Annotated in this window: 17 protein-coding genes; 11 read left to right on the top strand and 6 right to left on the bottom strand. The window is 65.2% G+C overall.

Annotation, left to right across the window (positions count from 1 at the left end; genetic code table 11):
* Nucleotides 1–11 precede the first annotated feature (11 nt).
* The 3 genes from BIU97_RS10930 to BIU97_RS10940 all read left to right on the top strand — a co-directional run bounded on the left by BIU97_RS10930 (nt 12) and on the right by BIU97_RS10940 (nt 2,853).
* Entirely contained in the window at nt 12–1,181 is a 1,170-nt protein-coding gene (locus BIU97_RS10930; protein WP_254782959.1) for a DNA cytosine methyltransferase, read from the top strand.
* Nucleotides 1,174–1,968 (top strand): GIY-YIG nuclease family protein, encoded by a 795-nt coding sequence (locus BIU97_RS10935; protein WP_083420886.1) that lies wholly within the window; start codon nt 1,174–1,176, stop codon nt 1,966–1,968. Before BIU97_RS10930 ends, BIU97_RS10935 begins: the two co-directional genes overlap by 8 nt.
* Before the next feature lie 132 nt (nt 1,969–2,100).
* Nucleotides 2,101–2,853 (top strand): DUF4238 domain-containing protein, encoded by a 753-nt coding sequence (locus tag BIU97_RS10940; RefSeq protein ID WP_139195997.1) that lies wholly within the window; start codon nt 2,101–2,103, stop codon nt 2,851–2,853.
* A 424-nt stretch (nt 2,854–3,277) separates the two neighbouring features.
* Here BIU97_RS10940 and BIU97_RS10945 read toward each other — a convergent pair whose 3' ends face one another.
* The 3 genes from BIU97_RS10945 to BIU97_RS10955 form a co-directional block, all read right to left on the bottom strand.
* Complete coding sequence (locus BIU97_RS10945; RefSeq protein ID WP_071297633.1) at nt 3,278–3,490, bottom strand: hypothetical protein; 213 nt, start codon at nt 3,488–3,490, stop codon at nt 3,278–3,280.
* 212 nt (nt 3,491–3,702) lie between these two features.
* Nucleotides 3,703–4,044 (bottom strand): hypothetical protein, encoded by a 342-nt coding sequence (locus BIU97_RS10950; RefSeq protein WP_071297634.1) that lies wholly within the window; start codon nt 4,042–4,044, stop codon nt 3,703–3,705.
* A gap of 327 nt (nt 4,045–4,371) precedes the next feature.
* Entirely contained in the window at nt 4,372–4,968 is a 597-nt protein-coding gene (locus BIU97_RS10955; protein WP_071297635.1) for a hypothetical protein, read from the bottom strand.
* Nucleotides 4,969–5,515: 547 nt separating this feature from the next.
* On the opposite strand from BIU97_RS10955, the gene BIU97_RS10960 reads away from it, so the two are divergent.
* From BIU97_RS10960 to BIU97_RS18085, 3 genes are read left to right on the top strand one after another with little or no spacing between them, the layout of a single operon-like run.
* Nucleotides 5,516–6,088 carry a hypothetical protein gene (locus tag BIU97_RS10960; protein ID WP_071297636.1) on the top strand — a complete coding sequence of 191 codons (573 nt, stop codon included), beginning with the start codon at nt 5,516–5,518 and terminating at the stop codon, nt 6,086–6,088.
* 25 nt (nt 6,089–6,113) lie between these two features.
* Entirely contained in the window at nt 6,114–6,734 is a 621-nt protein-coding gene (locus tag BIU97_RS10965; RefSeq protein WP_139195998.1) for a hypothetical protein, read from the top strand.
* On the top strand, nt 6,731–6,907 hold the full coding sequence (locus BIU97_RS18085; protein ID WP_175470246.1) for a hypothetical protein: 177 nt from the start codon (nt 6,731–6,733) through the stop codon (nt 6,905–6,907). Before BIU97_RS10965 ends, BIU97_RS18085 begins: the two co-directional genes overlap by 4 nt.
* An 889-nt stretch (nt 6,908–7,796) precedes the next feature.
* On the opposite strand, the gene BIU97_RS10970 is transcribed toward BIU97_RS18085, so the two are convergent.
* Nucleotides 7,797–8,267: a hypothetical protein gene (locus BIU97_RS10970; RefSeq protein ID WP_139195349.1), complete on the bottom strand. Its 471-nt coding sequence runs from the start codon at nt 8,265–8,267 to the stop codon at nt 7,797–7,799.
* Between the two features lie 1,572 nt (nt 8,268–9,839).
* Between BIU97_RS10970 and BIU97_RS10975 the strand changes: the two genes are divergently transcribed.
* The 5 genes from BIU97_RS10975 (at nt 9,840) to BIU97_RS10995 (ending at nt 13,628) form a co-directional block, all read left to right on the top strand.
* Nucleotides 9,840–10,067, top strand: coding sequence for a helix-turn-helix transcriptional regulator (locus BIU97_RS10975; RefSeq protein WP_071297639.1), 228 nt, complete (start codon nt 9,840–9,842; stop codon nt 10,065–10,067).
* A gap of 2 nt (nt 10,068–10,069) precedes the next feature.
* Nucleotides 10,070–11,161, top strand: coding sequence for a tyrosine-type recombinase/integrase (locus BIU97_RS10980; protein WP_071297640.1), 1,092 nt, complete (start codon nt 10,070–10,072; stop codon nt 11,159–11,161).
* A 286-nt stretch (nt 11,162–11,447) separates the two neighbouring features.
* Nucleotides 11,448–11,936, top strand: coding sequence for a GNAT family N-acetyltransferase (locus BIU97_RS10985; RefSeq protein WP_071297729.1), 489 nt, complete (start codon nt 11,448–11,450; stop codon nt 11,934–11,936).
* 216 nt (nt 11,937–12,152) lie between these two features.
* Nucleotides 12,153–12,386, top strand: a complete 234-nt coding sequence (locus BIU97_RS10990) for a PLDc N-terminal domain-containing protein (protein WP_042539513.1) — start codon at nt 12,153–12,155, stop codon at nt 12,384–12,386.
* Between the two features lie 342 nt (nt 12,387–12,728).
* A complete protein-coding gene (locus BIU97_RS10995) occupies nt 12,729–13,628 on the top strand; it encodes a helix-turn-helix domain-containing protein (RefSeq protein ID WP_042539511.1) in 900 nt (299 codons plus the stop codon).
* Nucleotides 13,629–13,783: 155 nt separating this feature from the next.
* On the opposite strand, the gene BIU97_RS11000 is transcribed toward BIU97_RS10995, so the two are convergent.
* Both BIU97_RS11000 and BIU97_RS11005 read right to left on the bottom strand, forming a co-directional pair.
* Complete coding sequence (locus BIU97_RS11000) at nt 13,784–14,626, bottom strand: DNA-3-methyladenine glycosylase family protein (RefSeq protein WP_052481828.1); 843 nt, start codon at nt 14,624–14,626, stop codon at nt 13,784–13,786.
* Between the two features lie 5 nt (nt 14,627–14,631).
* Entirely contained in the window at nt 14,632–16,098 is a 1,467-nt protein-coding gene (locus tag BIU97_RS11005; RefSeq protein WP_082046946.1) for an MFS transporter, read from the bottom strand.
* Between the last annotated feature and the right edge of the window lie 137 nt (nt 16,099–16,235).

Raw genomic sequence — 16,235 nt, forward strand, 5'->3', positions numbered from 1 at the left:
AGGCTCTGAGGGTGCCTACCGTCGTCGACATCGCGTCTGCCCGCCCAAAGGTTCTCGAGTTCTTCGCCGGCATCGGGTTGGCGCGGATGGGGTTGGAGAGCGCGGGCTTCCGCGTTGCGTGGGCGAACGACTACGAGCCGGACAAGTGGGACCTCTATCGCAGCCACTTCAACGACCCCGAGGACGGCGCGCACAGCTTCTCCCTTGGCGACGTTGGTGCCGTCGATGCGGACCAGCTACCAAGGGACGCGAAGCTCGCCTGGGGCTCGTCACCGTGCACTGATCTGTCACTCGCCGGCGCACGTGGAGGTCTCCGCGCCGGGGAGTCCAACGCGTTCTGGCAGTACATACGTCTCCTCGACGAGCTCGGTGACGACCGTCCTGAAGTCGCAGTGTTGGAGAACGTGGTCGGATTGGCGACCTCTCACGGTGGTGACGACCTCGCCGCCGCTGTCCGCGCATTCAACGATCTGGGTTACTCGGTCGACGTGCTCGCGCTCGATGCCCGACGCTTCATCCCACAGTCACGGCCGCGGTTGTTCCTCGTAGGGGCCATGAACCCGCCCGAGGACACAGCGGAACCCAACAGCGAGCTCCGCCCGGACTGGTTGCAGGCCGTCTACGGCGACCCGACCCTGCGCACGCATCGGGCACCGTTGCCCACTCCGCCGGCACCGCTGCTGTCCGGGTTCGGAGAATACGTCGAGACGATGCCCTCCAACGACGAGCGCTGGTGGGACGCCGCACGAACGGAGGCGTTTGTGGCGTCACTATCTCCGTTGCAGCGTGAGCGGATCGCGGAAATGCGCCGCGGACAAGGCATGAAGTATCGGACGGCCTACCGCCGCACGCGCAACGGTGTCGCGGTGTGGGAGGTCCGCCCTGATGACATTTCCGGTTGCCTCCGCACCGCTCGGGGTGGGTCCTCGAAGCAGGCTGTGGTGAAGCTCGGTAACAAGCGGCTTCAGGTCCGATGGATGACACCGCTCGAGTACGCACGCCTCATGGGTGCCGGCGACTACAACCTCTCCGGGGCCCGCACCAACCAGGCCTTGTTCGCGTTCGGTGACGCCGTCGCTGTGCCCGCAGTTTCCTGGCTCGCAGAGCACTACCTGATGCCGCTAGTACGCGGCGAGCTTGCTGCGCAGGGCATTGTCCCGGCGAAGGAGCACCGTGGGTAGTCGCGGGATCGCGTCGTACAACGACGCAGACGGCAAACCGCCGTCGAAGCGGTCCATGCCGACCAGGTTCGTGCAGCGGTTTCGGCAGCTGCTCTCCGACGCTCTGGCCAACGTCGACGAGGCCAGTGGCAAGAAGCTCAACAAGTGCATCGGCGTGTACGCGTTTTACGACTACGACGGCGAACCGATCTACGTCGGACAGACATGGGAAGACTTTGGCACGCGCGTCGGTCGGCACCTTCGCGGCCAACGCACCGACACCCTCGCCTACCGAATCCTCGACCCGTTCGAAGTCGCGGAGATGGAGCTCTACCCGGCCGAAGACGCTCGAGCGTTGCCAAAGGCGGAGAAGACTGCCGCGATCGATGCTCTGGAGTACTCGGTCTATCTCACGGCGATTGAAAGATCGAAATACCGCGCGATCCTGAACGAAAAGATCCCGCCGGTGTCGCCGAGGATTACACTGCCTCGCTCGTACCGGTTCCCCCTGGTCCCAAACGACATGCGCGAGGATCGCGAGCACCCGGACGTTCGCATCGCCCGTCGGGCAGAGACGCTTGCGCGAGTCGCCGCGGTCGCCCACGAACGTGGCGAGGTCTCATCTGGTCTACGGCGCGTGATCGTCATCCAAGCGGTCCGGCTCGCAGACCTCGCCGCCGCCCGATTGGCCTACGCAGAAGGTCGATCCCGTCCTGCTGCGACTGCGATCGACGTCCAGGGGCTGGTCGGCAGTGTGATGGCAGAGTACGGCGATGAAGACTCAGAGGCCGACAGCACCGATGCTTAGCAAGCTCACCTAGCTGAGCTTGTCGCTCTCTGCGTGGACCGGCAGCGTCGCGGGGCGAGAAGAAAGACCGACGGTGAGCGGCCACGCTCGCGGCGCCGCCAACTTCCGGTGATCCGCGTCTACGATCTCATCATGGAGGGGTCACCGGTCAAGGGCGCACACATGCTGAGCAAGGGGTATATCGCGGCATGGGCGGATGATCGAGGAGTCGTCTCGGTGATCGACAAAACACGTCAACGCGGTTACCCGGCCTCGGTGACGAAAGCCACGATCAGGAATTACGCCTACGTAACCAACGTAGTCACTCGGGACCTCGAAGATGACTACTCGAAAATCGAAAGCGACGGCCTGCGCGCTATCAGGGGTCTCCGCAGCGGACAAACTGACCTCAGTTCCGCGTCCGTGGCCGCGATCATCGAGTTTTTGGAGATGCACCGGGAACGCGGTCAATACGCGGACCAGATGGACGCGAAGGTTCCCGCAGTCGCGATAGGCACAGACGGCAGTTTGCACGACATCGAGCTCTCCGTTGGTGACATCATCTTCCTCGGCCGGCACCGCACGGAGACACTCCGGCTTTCTTCGCTCGGCCTCGAGTCCTGGGAGTGGCGCGTGGAATCGTGGGAAGGTTCGCTTGCCACGGGCGACGGTGCCGTACTCCTCTTCCGTGAAAGCAGCACTGCCGCCGTGAGCACAGTTACCTTTCCGATCTCTCCCCACCAGCTCTTGGTGATCGGCACACCCCTGCAGTACGAGCGAATGCTGCCGAACCATTTGAACTTTTTTATTGCGGAACAGAGCCGGCAGTGGCTCGTGAGTGCGAGCGGCACGCTTCGCGCGGGTGACCTCACCGTCGTTGCTACGCCGCCGCCTAATGCGGAGTGATTACTCGCAATGCCGAGACCAGCAGTACATATTGCTGCTGCCGCCATCGTCGTCAAAGCAGTCGAGTAATGGCAGTCTTCTCGACTTCGAAAGGGCGAAACTGACATGCGAGCGCCGTGCCGGCGCGAACGAGAACAGCCGGCCGCGTTTCGGGGTGGTCGCATGTTTCGTCTAGGGGAATGGCGTTAGGGCGCGGTTTCGTACGCGTCGCGGAAGGCCTGGCTTCTGCGACAGTGTGAGCAGACCTCGTGACCGTTTGGGTTTGCCCACTCGCGGATCTTTGCGGCCTCGCCGGGGTTGACCAGCGCGGTCGTCCTCCACGCGGGGGCGATACCAGTTGCGACGTCCTCCCACGAGGAGCAGCACGGGCGTCGGTCGGGCTCGTCTGGTGGTGTTGGGTCACGCTCGCGCGACGATGACCACATCACACCTCGTCGCTCCGAAGCCGTTGTTCTACTCGGCCGTGGACGATGTCTGTGTAGCCAGACCGCTCGATCTCTCGTCGGATGAGAAGTCTGATGGACATGCCCGCATCGTGCTGACGCTCCCACCAGTCGAGCACTGAGGTGTCGACCTTCGGAATCGAGATCCGCTTACGCTCGGACGTGCCGTCCGCGGCTTCCATCTTCGCCATCATGTCCTGTTCCGATCGGGGCTCGCTTCTCAGTCTCCTGTTCCGGCTGGCAGACGTCGAACCGACGGGCCGGACTGATCCTGTTTCGGGCTGACATCTCGCGCGGAGAGAGCCACGGCTGAGGGCGTAGCCGCCGCGATCGATCAGGTTCGTTCGTCGTATTCAACGGCGTAGGCCGGTTACGCCGGCGATTGGTCAGACCCACCGGCGAGCTCCTAGGACAGCACTCTGGGCCAAGCGAGCGTGCCCTCGGCCTCGAGGCGGTTCAACTGCTCGATCAGGCGTTCTCGTGGGATCGAGTAGAGCCTTGGCTCCTGAACTGCCGAGCCCACGCGGTGAACCACCTCATAGCCGCGCTTCTCCGCGGGAGCAAGGAACATTGCGACACCAGACGGAAGCTCGAAGTACCACGTGTCGTACACCCGCGCCGCACCGAGGTGGCCGCGTCGCAGCGAAAGCCATCCTCGAGGCACCAGCACTTCGTCGAGCGCGCTATCTAACCCTAGTTCGTAGTCGTCGTCATCGAATTCAGCATCGGTTCCGTCTTCGAAGTCCATCGGTGTTCCTTCCCAGAAATTGCTGTCGTCATTATGGAAGCCGAGCGCAGAGGGGTCGCCGGCTACTAGGAAGCGCTTCGCGATCTCCCGCTCAGTCCCCGGCGTCGTCGATGCCCAGACGTCGAAGAGCGGGCCCGTACGCCTCGATCTGAGACAAGAAGATGAGCTCAACCCAATCGGTGATGTTGCTCCTCTCCTCGTCGGTCAGTTGCTCCCAGGAACCGAAAGTGGCTCTGCCGGATTGACTTAGATGCCCCGTGACTACTCGAGCGGTTTCTTGGGCGTGAACTCGATGAAAGTCGTTCTCTCCTGAACTGAGCGATGCGCTCACAAGGTATCCCTGCCGTCGATGAGGTCCAGGACTGCGGAGACCGCTCCGCCCGCCTGTAACCACTGATGAGGGGTCGTAGCGACCACTGCCCGCAACGAGTCTTGAGGGGTCGCCATGAACGCCGCGTCACTCTGCCAACCAGCTCCGTCAGCCTCGAGGGACTCAAAGATATCTGGAAGGTTGCGAATCGTCTTCATCGGCGAATTGCGAGGGTCGAACTGCCAATCGGGGAAGCGCAGCTGACCGTTCAGCTTGACAGGAACCAGGTGTCGACTTGCGACTCGGCGGACAAGCTCCTCGTCATCGATCTGGAGGAAGGCTTTCGTCTCTTCAACGGAGAGCGTGGCGCAGACCGAGTTGAGCCACGTCCTCACGATCTTCAGGTGGAGGTCACCCCGGCCGATTGCACTTGCTTCTCGATCGATCGGCATCCCCAAGCTGGACGCCACATCCGCGAGGAGGAGCTTCCGGTCGTCGGCGGACAGAGATGGATCGGTTGACTGCATCGACCGCATGTGCTGCGTCAGCGCTTCGACCAGCCAGTCGCCGTCGACCTCGAGCCGAGCGAGGGCCTGCGCGAAACGATCGATCACCTCGCTGGTCGGTACGTGCGAGGGGGCGGCGGGCGGCTCTGAGTGACCTTGCATGGGCTGCAGCTTGCACGCTCACGCCGGGTGCTGTCCAGTGCGCCGAGATTGCTTCTGATCTGGGCTTTTCAGTTTTCCACGTATACGAGGGAGAAACGCTCCGAAACCATGGAAAGACGGTCCGGTCATCAGCCGCGAGGCGCACTCACCGGCTCGCGAGGACTGCTGGGCAGACGGTGCGGTCCCTGCAGCGGCAGGCTCTCGGTTGACCAGATAGCTGCGATAACTGTGATTCTCGTCGGCCTCGATCCGACCCCCTGAAGTAACACTGGGCTGAGCTTGTCGGCGGGGGCAGAGGACGGCGATCACCTCATTGGCGGCCGTCTGATGAGTCCGGAGCTGGGCGTCCGACGACGTGACGTCGGCGGCAGCTGCGACAGGGGAAGCTGGGTGCATCTCGGATACTTCCTCGACAACTGAGCGGGAGCCCCGGACGCTGGTTATTGGCGCGAGAACGCAGCACGATGGGGACGAGGGGCCGGGGAGGAAGCAGGTGAACGACGCAGAGGACGTGCCCGCTGCCGCGGACGGTCATCCGCAGCTCGGTTCGGTGCACAAGAACGGTGACCGCCGGTTCGGGACGACGGGGCTCTTAGCGAGTGTCTATGCCATCCGCGGAACGCCGCAGGCGTCGAACCTCTACCGCTCGAGCGTGGCCGAGCACATGCGTGGGGTGCGCTTGGGTGACGAGCTCTGTGTGCGGTGGGATGGAAGCCACTGGTGGGCGGCCTCACCCGCCGGGACGGTCGGACGGCTCACCTGGTCGAAGAACCTCCGGGAGACGACTGCGTACGTCCCTTACGGCCGGAGGCCGTTCAACTTCAACGACGAGACGTTGCACGTGCAGAGCGTCACGATCATCGCCGCCGTCAAGGTCGTCAACTGCGGCGGGTACGTGGTGCCCGACAACTACGTGCCGGCGGACTGGCCGATGACGCCGATGCCGGACCCGGCGGAGCGAGAGCGGACCATGACGATCGGCGTTCCCGTGCCGGCTGGAGCCTCGGAGGCGCGCGTCGCACCACCGCGACGCCGCGGGCGGTTCGGTCGGCTCACGGGACGATGACGATGACCTCGAGGGAGTGGTGACCATGAGCGACCAGGCAAAGGTGCCGGCGTCAGCAGTCGGGTACGTGTTCAGGACCGAACCGGCCGACAAGGCGTGGGCCTACATCGGTCAGAGCACGCGCCTCGACCCGAAGCATGTCGATGGCTACCTCGGCAGCGGGGCCTTCATGACCGAGGTGCTCGCGGAGTATGGCACCAGTGGCCTCACCAAGACGATCGTCGCGACGGCGGAGTCGCCTCTCGAACTGCACTACCTCGAGATGCTGCACATCGCCGAAGCCCGACGAGACGGTGTCCGCGTCGGCAACGGCGACTGCGGTGGTCCGCGACCGTTTCCGAACCTGCAGCGGGCGCTGTGGGAGGTCGCCCCGGCCGTGATGCGTGTGGCCGACGACCCAAAGCGGTTCTACGACGCGCTCGTGAAGCACCGCGATCTGGTCGAACAGGCGATCCTCGACTCGTCGAGTGTTCCGGTGGACGCGTTCTACGCAGGTATGGAGCGCGATCTTCGCGCCACCGAGGACTTGTCCCACCCGTGCCCGTCGTGCGGCTCCGGAATCGGCGAGCTTTGCCGGACGAACTCGAAGTCACTCACCAAGCCTCGGAACCCCGTGCGGAACCACTCGAAGCGGCCGCGCTCGTGACGACGTACACGCCAGGAGAGCTGGCGGCCGAGCTCGGCTACACGAATGAGTCGCGGCCGGGAAAGGTGGTGCGGGAGTACATCCGTGAGAAGTACCCGGAGCACACCGGACTCTGGGACCTCGACGAGACACAGGCCGATGACGTGCGCGCGAACGTGCCTCGAGCGTCCTGACTTGGCAACAAGCGGCTCTGATCAACGCGATCCCGGGGAGATTAATAGTCGACATGACTGTTGCGAGGCGGCCGATCGAATGGTTTCGGCGAAGCATAGAGTCCACGCAGCACAGGTTCTCGGGCGTCGACCGACGCGGCGTGACTGAACAGCTGCGGCGGAGAGCCGCACCCGTCGTCGGGCACGGGTGCTCAGGCTCGCCAGCCACTTCGGCCTACTCGAGGGCGCGATCGGACCACATGTACCACTTTCGCGTTCGGAAACCGGTACAGGCTCGCGTGGCAGGTTTTCCCAGGTCAAACCGGCATTTGAGGGCTCGTGCAGGTGTGAGTCGTGTACCACTTTTGAGCCGTGATTTTCGAGAACCGGTACGCCCCACGAGCCCTACTTCCCCAATTTTCCAAGGAAGTAGGAGGGTAGAGGGGCAGGTTGTACCGGTTGTACCGGTTTCTGCGAACCTCTACGCACGCGCGCATGCGCGCACACGCACGCATAGGGGTTCCTCGAAAGAAGCGGTACAACCGGTACACGGCACGCTTTCCCCCGATCAGGACCGCCTTCATGCGGGTCTGCTCCCGGTACACGAAGTGGAACATCGCGTGTGCCTACAATCGGTGAGGCGGCGAAAATCAGCCCTCTGAACTGGGGTTTTCGCGGCGTCGTTGAACGCGTGCCTGTACCGAGAAATCCGGTACAAACCGGTACGACGAAAAAACCCCGGGGAGCAGCTGCCCCTCGGGGGGATCATTCATGTGGTCGACGCCGGCACGGCGTGTTCGCACAGGCTGGGCGCGTCACCCGATTGTGACGTGGCGCGCTGCTCTGCCCGCTGTTGGCGGGTGAGCGCATCGGATTGGACTTGCCACCCCCGGTCTGTCAGTCACGCCGGTCACTCCTCGTGCGCTGACGCTCCGGGCGCTGCCATCAGCTGCAGCCGCTGCGCGGCCTCGACGCGCGCGTGCGCTTCGTCGTCGATCGCGACTCGGACGACCTCGACACCGCTGTCGCGGAGTGCCGCGGTCAGCCAAGCCTTTGGCCGCATCAGGTACTGCTCGACCCCGACGTCGATGACCGCGATGACGAGCCGAGTCGCCTCGAGCTTCCGGCCGGCCCAGAGGAGCTTGAAGGCGTCTGTCGCGAGCTTCTTCGGCTGCCCGCCTCGAAGCGCGCCGACGTGCGCGTACGCCTCGACGAGGACCTTCCGGTCCTCGGACGCTCCGTCGAGCTCGACACGGACGCCGTCCTCGAACTCGACGCGCGCCGGCGCCAGCGGCACTCCGACGTGCGCCGCGATCGCGGCGATGATCAACGGCTCGACGTCGCGCCGAGCGAGGGAGTCGGATGCGTGCGCTGTGCTCACGGCCGCAGCGTACCGACTGGGGGCCGCCGGCACTGGTCGGTCACTGGCGGGCCCACTGTGGGTCTTGCGTGGCCGGAGCGGGACCGCTGCGCTCCCTCTCGCTGTCGCTTGATGGTCGCTGCAGAGTGATCCGCCCACTTGCTGACCGACAAGTGACCGCCGTATGGTCACGGCATGGCCATCCGACGCTGAACGCGTCCGGGTGGCCCCCTTTCTCCTCCGATGCGCCATCGAAGGAGCTTCGGCGGTCGCTTCGCGGCCCAGAGAAGGCCGCCCCTGGTCAGAATTTGCCCACGAGTGGCGCAGCCGTGACCAGGAACGGGGCACCGAAGCCCGGTGCTGAACGCACCGCATGTGGCTCCCAGCGTGAGGGCGCTCGGTCTCGTGGCTGGACCTGAGTCACACCTGTTGTTACGAGCCTCGTTCACGTGCACTCCACAGTCGCGCTCGAGGGGAGAAAGGAGAACCCAAGGGCGCCGCTGAAGCGGGCGGCAGCGGGACCCGTCACGGCGTCGTTCCTCCCCCGTGACGATGTGGCCATGGCGCTACGCGAGAGGTTTCCGCGATGCTTCGACCTGCGCTGCTTGCGAGGGCCAAGGCAGCCGCGTGCCCGCGTCTGCGTCGGGGTTGATCAGGTGTTGATCCGCAGGCTCCTCAGCCCCTGGCGTCGCTGCGCTCCATGGGTTGATCCCCGGCGTCACGACGCCCAGAACCGTGGATCAACCCAAACCCCGACTTCCCGCGCGAAACGGATGCCACTTGATCACCACCACCAGACTTGATCCTTCGGAGCTGGTGTTGATCAAGATGAGGCTGATCCATCCGTTTCTCCCGATCACAGCAGCAATCGTGACCTCGATCCGTCGCTGAAGCTCCGGATCTTCGCGGCAGAGAAGAAGGGCATAAGGGGGACTGACGCCGACCTGCGTTTCCTTCCTCGCTGCGCTCGTCGGAAACTGGTTCGTCGGTCGGCGTAGCCGACAGTCCTTCGGAACCCCCTGAGACCTTCGCTGCGCTCGGTCTCCGGGTGCCCCTCACCCGTCGTCGCTGGCGCTCCTTGGGGCCCATACTGCGTCGCTACGCTCCTTGCCCTCCAACGCCCCGTCGGGGGCGTTCTCGGGTGCCTTGCGCCGCTGCCGCGCCTCCGCTTCGCTCCGTCTCGGACACCGGCTGCGAGCCGCCCTTCCGGGTCGGCGGCACTATGCGGCGGCGCCGCGAGAGAGGCCTGTGATGAAGCGCCCTCGGGGCGGTGGAGCAGGGCGTGAAGCTGCGGAATCATTTCTCAAATGATTCGCCTCGAAGTCTCCCAGGTGAGTCGCTTGGGAGAGACGCTGCTCGCGCGAGCAGCCCCGCGGCGGTTTGCACAGGACCGGCAGAGTCAGGTAGCTATGAAGGGGGCGCTCATGTGTCCGGCGTTGTCCGAGACAGTCGCATCAGGTATGGTGAACGCACGTCTGAATGAGATAAAAGGACTAGGGCCACTGCAGGCTCGACGAGTGGGTACGCCAAGCAACCGTTAACAGGTTCGGCTCCAAAGGCCTCCTCGGAAGCATCGACTTTCGAGGAACACCTATGTCTCAGACCACTCTCGCTCCGCTCGCGCAGCCCAGCGATCTGCTCACCCCTGACGCGCTGGCCGCTCGGCTCCATGTGACGACCCGTAACTTGCGGCAGTGGCGCGTCACGGGAGCGGGCCCACGGTTCATTCGCGTCGGGCGATTTCCGCTCTACCGGCAGGAAGCCGTCGAGGCGTGGCTTCTCGAGCAGGAGTACGCCAGCACCGCCGACGAACTGCGCTGAGAGTGGGATCAGTCAAGTCCTACGAGACGAAAACCCGCGGCAAGCTCTACGAAGTTTGGTACACAAAGCCCGACGGGACACGTGGCCACGACCGCGGCTTCCGCCGCAAGACCGATGCCCTCAACTACCTCAACACTGTCGAGGTGTCGAAGTTGCGAGGCTCATACGTCGATCCAACGGATGCGCGCGTGACCATCGGCGAGCTCGGGACAGCCTGGCTTGAGATGCACCGGTTCAAGCTCACCCAAAGCAGCTTCCACTCCGTTGAAAGCTGCTGGCGCGTGCACGTCGAACCAAAGTGGGGCGGGTACGCCGTAGGCCGAGTCACCAAGCGAGACGTTCAAATGTGGCTGAACGAACTCGGGCATTCGCTCTCGCACACCTCGGTGGCTAGGGCCCGAGACCTGCTCGCAGGCATCCTAGACGAGGCCGTCGAGGAGAACCGTGTGGTGAAGAATCCTGCGCGCGGCCTCACCGTCAAGAAGAAGCCCATCCCCGACGAGGTGTTCCTGACGCATCGGCAGGTCGAGGCGCTGGCTTCGGAGGCCACGTACGGCGAGCTTGTCCGGCTACTTGCGTACACCGGGCTCCGATGGGGCGAGGCGACCGCCCTGCGAGTTCGTAGCGTTGACCCCGGTCGACGTCGCCTGAACATTCGAGAGGGAGTGACGGAGGTAAACGGTCAGCACGTCCTGGGCAGTGTGAAGTCGCATGAACGGCGCTCCGTCGCATTTCCTGACTTCCTCGACTCGGCTGTTGCAGCGGCCTGTCGGGACAAGCACCCCGACGATCGTCTCTGGTCGTCACCAGCCGGAGGTTTCCTCCGGCCAGGGCACTCCAGCCAGGGGTGGTTCGCGAGGGCGGTCCAGCGAACAATGGCGGCCGACGCAAGCTTCCGCCGAGTCACACCACATGACCTCAGGCACACCGCTGCATCACTCGCGATCAGCGCTGGTGCCAACGTCAAAGTGGTGCAGCGGATGCTGGGCCACAAGTCGGCGAAGGTGACTCTTGACACCTACGCGGCGCTGTTCCCCGACGACCTGGACAACGTCACCTCCGCGTTGAGCCGGCAACGAGCGGAGCAGCTGTAGTCGTGGTCGTGGTCGTGGTCGTGGTCGTGGTGGCCGCGGCCGCGGCCGCGACCTCATCCGTCTTGATGCCCGAGCCCCATCGCACGACACCGTCTCGCATTGGTCACCTTGCCGGAACCAGTTTCGGACCAGCTAGATGAGACAGTCGAGGCCTGTGAGCAGCTTCGCTCTGTGTCGCCCTTCTCGCTGCGCTCTGTGTCGCCCTGCGCTCTGTGTCGTGATCGCGTCCCGGTAGCCGATGCACGTCCGGATGTACCGCGCCGACTCGTATGCCAACCTTGAACATATGGGAATCGAACTCGTGGAGCACCGCAGCGCGAAGGACGTGCGCCGGATTCTCGAGGCGCTACCCGAATGGTTTGGTGACGTCGACGCCATCGACAACTACGTAGCGGCGGCGGAGAACGACGACTACGGGAGCCTGCTCGCTGTTGCCCCTGACGGGGTTATTGGCGTTGCACTGACACGACGTCACTTCCGCGAGGCCGCCGAGCTGCACCTCATCGCGGTGGATCCAGAGGCTCGCGGGACCGGTGTCGGGCGGTTGCTCGTCGAGCGCATCGCGTCACGGTTAGCGGTTGATGGTTGCACCCTGCTGTCGGTGCACACGGTCGGGCCGTCCTTTGAGAACGAGCCGTACGCGCAAACACGGGCGTTCTACCGCAGCGTCGGCTTTGTGCCGTTGGAAGAGCGCGACGGACTTGACTGGCCCGGACCCACTCTCATCCTGGTTCGCCCGTTGGTCGTTCAGATGCAACAGGACGGGTCCCGGTAGCCGATCCTTCATCGGGCGGTCTGGAACTCGAAAGCGCTTCCGGCCGGGTATGGGTCGCTTGCGAGGCGCGCGTGGGTCTGGACGTCGAAGCGCTCAGCACCGTAGCGCAGCTTCTGGCGTTCGATGCCTTCTGCCAGGAAGCCGGCTGCTGAGGCCACTCGGCACGAAGCCAGGCCGTGATTCTCGACCCTCCACATACGAAAGGACCCGGCGCCCGTGAACAACCTCGCCGCATGGCACCTGCTCGTCATCGCCGTCTATCTCGCCTTCATCATCGTCGCGCTCGTTCAGGTTGCTCGTGATCGGCGCCGGAGCGGGACGAACAAGGTCGTATGGGTGGTCATCATCGTGCTCATCCCGGTCATCGGGTTCGTCGGCTGGTTCATCGACTGGGTCCTCGGGGCCGTGACGCGCGGGCTCGACCGTCGCAACTCCCGCACTACCGGCTGACAACACCCAGTGTGCGGCTCCGGTAGGCGAGACCGGGCGCATCGCTCGTGCCGTCTAGTTGCATAGCGGTCCCCGTCGACCGGCTCTAGGCCGTCGGCTGAGCGCGTTGCGAAGGTGTCCGGACAGGGATTACTCACCGGTCACATCTTCGGCCCGTAAAGCAATAAGTCGCCGATCCTCACCACTGATCTAGCAGCCCTCAACAACAGGTGTTGCAGGCGAGCGATGTACACGCCAGCTGACCGGCGTCAGCGTCCTACGTGAGATCGGCTTGCACCTGCCGCAGCGTCATGTGGTCTGCTCGAAGCACGTTAAGTTTCGTCCCCAGCCCGGAGGCCCGCCATGCACCCATTCCCGACGCCTCCCCGTGAGGTCCTGATCGGCGACGCCGCGGCCTTCGTCGGCACCACTCCGCGCGCAATCCGCCACTACCACCAGGTCGGCCTGCTCCCGGAGCGCAAGCGAGGCAGCGACGGTCGACGCCGGTACGGCTATGCAGAGATCATCCGACTGCTCTGGATCCGACGCATGGCCGACGCCGGCATCGCCCTCGACGACGTCCGCGATGCGTTCACCGGTGGCGCACCCGCCGACGCTGACAGCGACGACGAGGTCGCCGGTGTCCTCGCGCGGCTCGAGGACACCCTCGTCGCGCAGATGGCCGAGCTGCAGAAGAAGCTCAGCTCCGTGCAGCGCATGCGTACCCTCGGCAGCCGGCTGGGGCTGCTCGACGACTTCGTTTCCAGCCGCCTCGAGGCCGCACCCGTGGGCTCGCTGCGCCAGGACGACCTCGACACCCTCCTGGTCACCGAGCGCATCTTCGGTCCCCTCGGCGCCATCGCTCAGGCCAGCCGCTTCCTCACCCTCGCCCTTCACCCCGAACTGCGCACCGAGTCCGACCGCGTCGACGCCGCTGAAGCGGCACTCGACGATACGGTCGCCGTCGATGACCCTCGCGTGGCGCAGGTGGCGGCCGAGCGGTACGCCTTCGAGACCACTCTGATGAGCGTTATCGAGGAGTCCGGTCAGCTGGAGGAGGACGACGCTCTCTTCGATGCCTGGGACGAACTGCACCTGCCCAAAGACACCGACACGGCGCCCGACTCCGACACGGCGAAGGACACACGGGTCACCAGCGCGGCGGAGGCGATCCAGGCCATGCCCTATGACTTCTCACCGGCTCGTCTGCGCTCGATGGAGCTGGCGGTGCGGCTCGGCGTATCGGCAGAACAGGCACCCTGAACGGAGCTCGCAGCTGAACCCAAGATCGGCTACCGAGACGGGTCGCGCTCGATGTCGACCCCGCGTAACGGCTGACGACGAGACGTTTACGAGCAGCTTCGCTCCGTGTCGTGGTCGCGTCCCAATCGACGTTCCGATGCGGTTAGGCGGAAGGATCATCTGCCCTCTGCGGCTCGCAGCGCGCGCAGGTGCACCGTGGCCCAGGAGCGATACGGCTTCCACGCCTCGGTGATCTCATCGAAGGAGCGATCGGTTCCGTATCGTCTCGTGATTTCGTCGCTCAGCTTGCCTTCGTGGTGTGGCAGCACGTCGGGGAAGTTCGCGCCGCGGATCACCACGAGCTCGGCCGAGAACGGTCCCATTCCCAGGATGCCCTGCACCTGCACGAACGCCTCAGCCGACGGCATCGATCGGAGGAACGAGCCGGAGAGCCTGCCGTCGAGCGCGGCCTCGGCGATCGCGTGCAGGTACTCCGCTTTGCGTCCGGGCAGGACCAGTGATTCCGCGAACAGCGCGGCTGGAGACGGGAAGGCTCCGTCGTCGCCGAGCTGCTGTGTGAGCCGTGTCTTGATCGCGGCCGCCTGCCGGATTTGCAGGCGTTGCGACAGCACCGACCAGACGGCGGCCTCGTAGGGCGAGAAGAAGCCGCACGGACGGAAGCCACGGAGCTGCGCCTGCGCCTCCGCGATGACCCCGTCGCGCATCGCGACGTCGGGCCAGCTGCGTCCGTCGATGTCGATCGACAGCAGCCGGCGGACCTGGTCGGTCGCGGCATCCAGATCCCCGGTGCCATCGACCACGATGCGGACGGACGGCCCGTCTTGGGTGATGACGGCGTCCACCCGCTGCCAGTCGGTGTCGCACAGGAAGGTGGTGTGGATGCCCGGTGCCTGCGTCTGGGACGCGAGCCTGCCGGGGGTGAAGCCCTCCCAGAACCGCCTGCTGGTGGCGAGCGACCAGGGCCCGACGACGTCGTGGACGGTCTCGAGTCGCGACACGGCGCTCAGTGCACGTACACCGCTGCCTCGGTGTCGGACACCTGGGGCAGCAGCTCGGACTTCGAACCACGGATGAACACGGCCGCGATGATCGATGCGAGCACCAGTCCGATCGCCGCAGCGAGGAACGCGACGGAGTACCCGCTGGTGAACGCGTCAAGTTGTGACCCGCCGGTGCCGAAGTCGGCCACGCGTGCGGCGTAGAGGGCGGTGAACACCGACAGACCGATCGACCCACCGATCTGCAACGCCGAGTTCAGCGTGGCCGAGGCTGCCCCGGCGTCGTGCGGCTCGACACCCGTCAGCGCGAGGTTCTGCAGTGGGACGAAGACGAACGCCATGCCGAGGCCGAGCACGATCAACGCCGGCAGCACCTGCACCAGGTACGAGCCGTCGGCCGTGACACGGCTGAGGTAGGCGAGGCCGATGGCGGAGACCAGGGGTCCGCCGATCATCATGGGGCGCGGGCCGATGGTGGACAGCAGCTTCGTCGCGATCGGCACCATGACCATGATGCTGAGCGTGATCGGCAGCGTCGCCAGGCCGGCGAGCAGCGGGTCCATCCCGAGCACGATCTGCAGGTGGAACGAGACGTAGAGCATGGCCCCGATCATCACGCTGCCGACGATCATCTGGACCAGGAACGCGCCACCGCGAACCGAGTCGGCGACGACCCGGAGCGGCAGCAACGGCTGCGCCACACGGCTCTCGATGACCACGAAGAGCACCAGCAGACCGGCACCCAGGGCGAGGAACCCGACCGTCTGGATCTGGCCCCAGCCCTGCTCGGCGAGGCTGAACCCGTACACCAGCGAACCCAGCCCGAGCGTGACCGTGACGGCCCCGATGAGGTCGTAACGGTTGTTGCCCGCGGTCTGGGACTCCGTCACCAGCAGCATCCCGCCGATGAGTCCCACGACCACGAAGAACACGTTCACGAGCAGGCACCAACGCCAGTCGGCGAACTCGGTGAGCACACCGCCGAGCACGAGTCCCACGGCCGCACCAGCGCCCGCGACCGCTCCGAAGACCGCGAAGGCGGTGTTCCGCTCCCGCCCGCTCGGGAAGGTCACGGTCAGCAGAGCCAGAGCAGCCGGGGCGAGCAGGGCTGCGAAGACGCCCTGGAGACCGCGAGCGACGATCAGTTCGGTGCCGTTCTGGGCGAGGCCGCCGAACGCGGAAGCCGCACCGAAACCGAGCATCCCGACCAAGAAGGTGCGCTTGCGGCCCCAGTAGTCCGCGACCCGACCGCCCAGGAGCAGGAGGGCACCGAACGCCAGGGCGTAGGCAGTCACGACCCACTGGCGTTCCAGGTCGCTGAGGCCGAGTTCCTGCTGCGCCTGCGGCAGCGCGATGGTGACGATGGTGCCGTCGAGCACCACGACGAGTTGGGTGAGCGCGAGGACGACGAGCGCCCACCAACGCTTGGGAGATGCGGATGTGCTGGGCGCGGTCCGCGACGACATGGCCATGGAAAACCTCCGGGCTTCGATTGGGAATGCCGGAGGTTTTCAGCCTCGGATCGACTGCGCTGGACCAGCAGGTCGACCACACCGATCGGAATCGGTCAGACCATCAGGGTACCCCAACCCCGGGCCGGTCGCCCGAC

This window comes from Curtobacterium sp. MCBA15_009 (assembly GCF_001864895.1).
GTDB lineage: Bacteria > Actinomycetota > Actinomycetes > Actinomycetales > Microbacteriaceae > Curtobacterium.

Coding starts and splice junctions, on each gene's coding strand:
- BIU97_RS10965 (WP_139195998.1), top strand. CDS start 6,114: ATGAGCGACCAGGCAAAGGTGCCGGCGTCAGCAGTCGGGTACGTGTTC.
- BIU97_RS11005 (WP_082046946.1), bottom strand. CDS start 16,098: ATGGCCATGTCGTCGCGGACCGCGCCCAGCACATCCGCATCTCCCAAG.
- BIU97_RS10995 (WP_042539511.1), top strand. CDS start 12,729: ATGCACCCATTCCCGACGCCTCCCCGTGAGGTCCTGATCGGCGACGCC.
- BIU97_RS10985 (WP_071297729.1), top strand. CDS start 11,448: ATGGGAATCGAACTCGTGGAGCACCGCAGCGCGAAGGACGTGCGCCGG.
- BIU97_RS10950 (WP_071297634.1), bottom strand. CDS start 4,044: ATGGACTTCGAAGACGGAACCGATGCTGAATTCGATGACGACGACTAC.
- BIU97_RS10945 (WP_071297633.1), bottom strand. CDS start 3,490: ATGATGGCGAAGATGGAAGCCGCGGACGGCACGTCCGAGCGTAAGCGG.
- BIU97_RS10975 (WP_071297639.1), top strand. CDS start 9,840: ATGTCTCAGACCACTCTCGCTCCGCTCGCGCAGCCCAGCGATCTGCTC.
- BIU97_RS10940 (WP_139195997.1), top strand. CDS start 2,101: ATGGAGGGGTCACCGGTCAAGGGCGCACACATGCTGAGCAAGGGGTAT.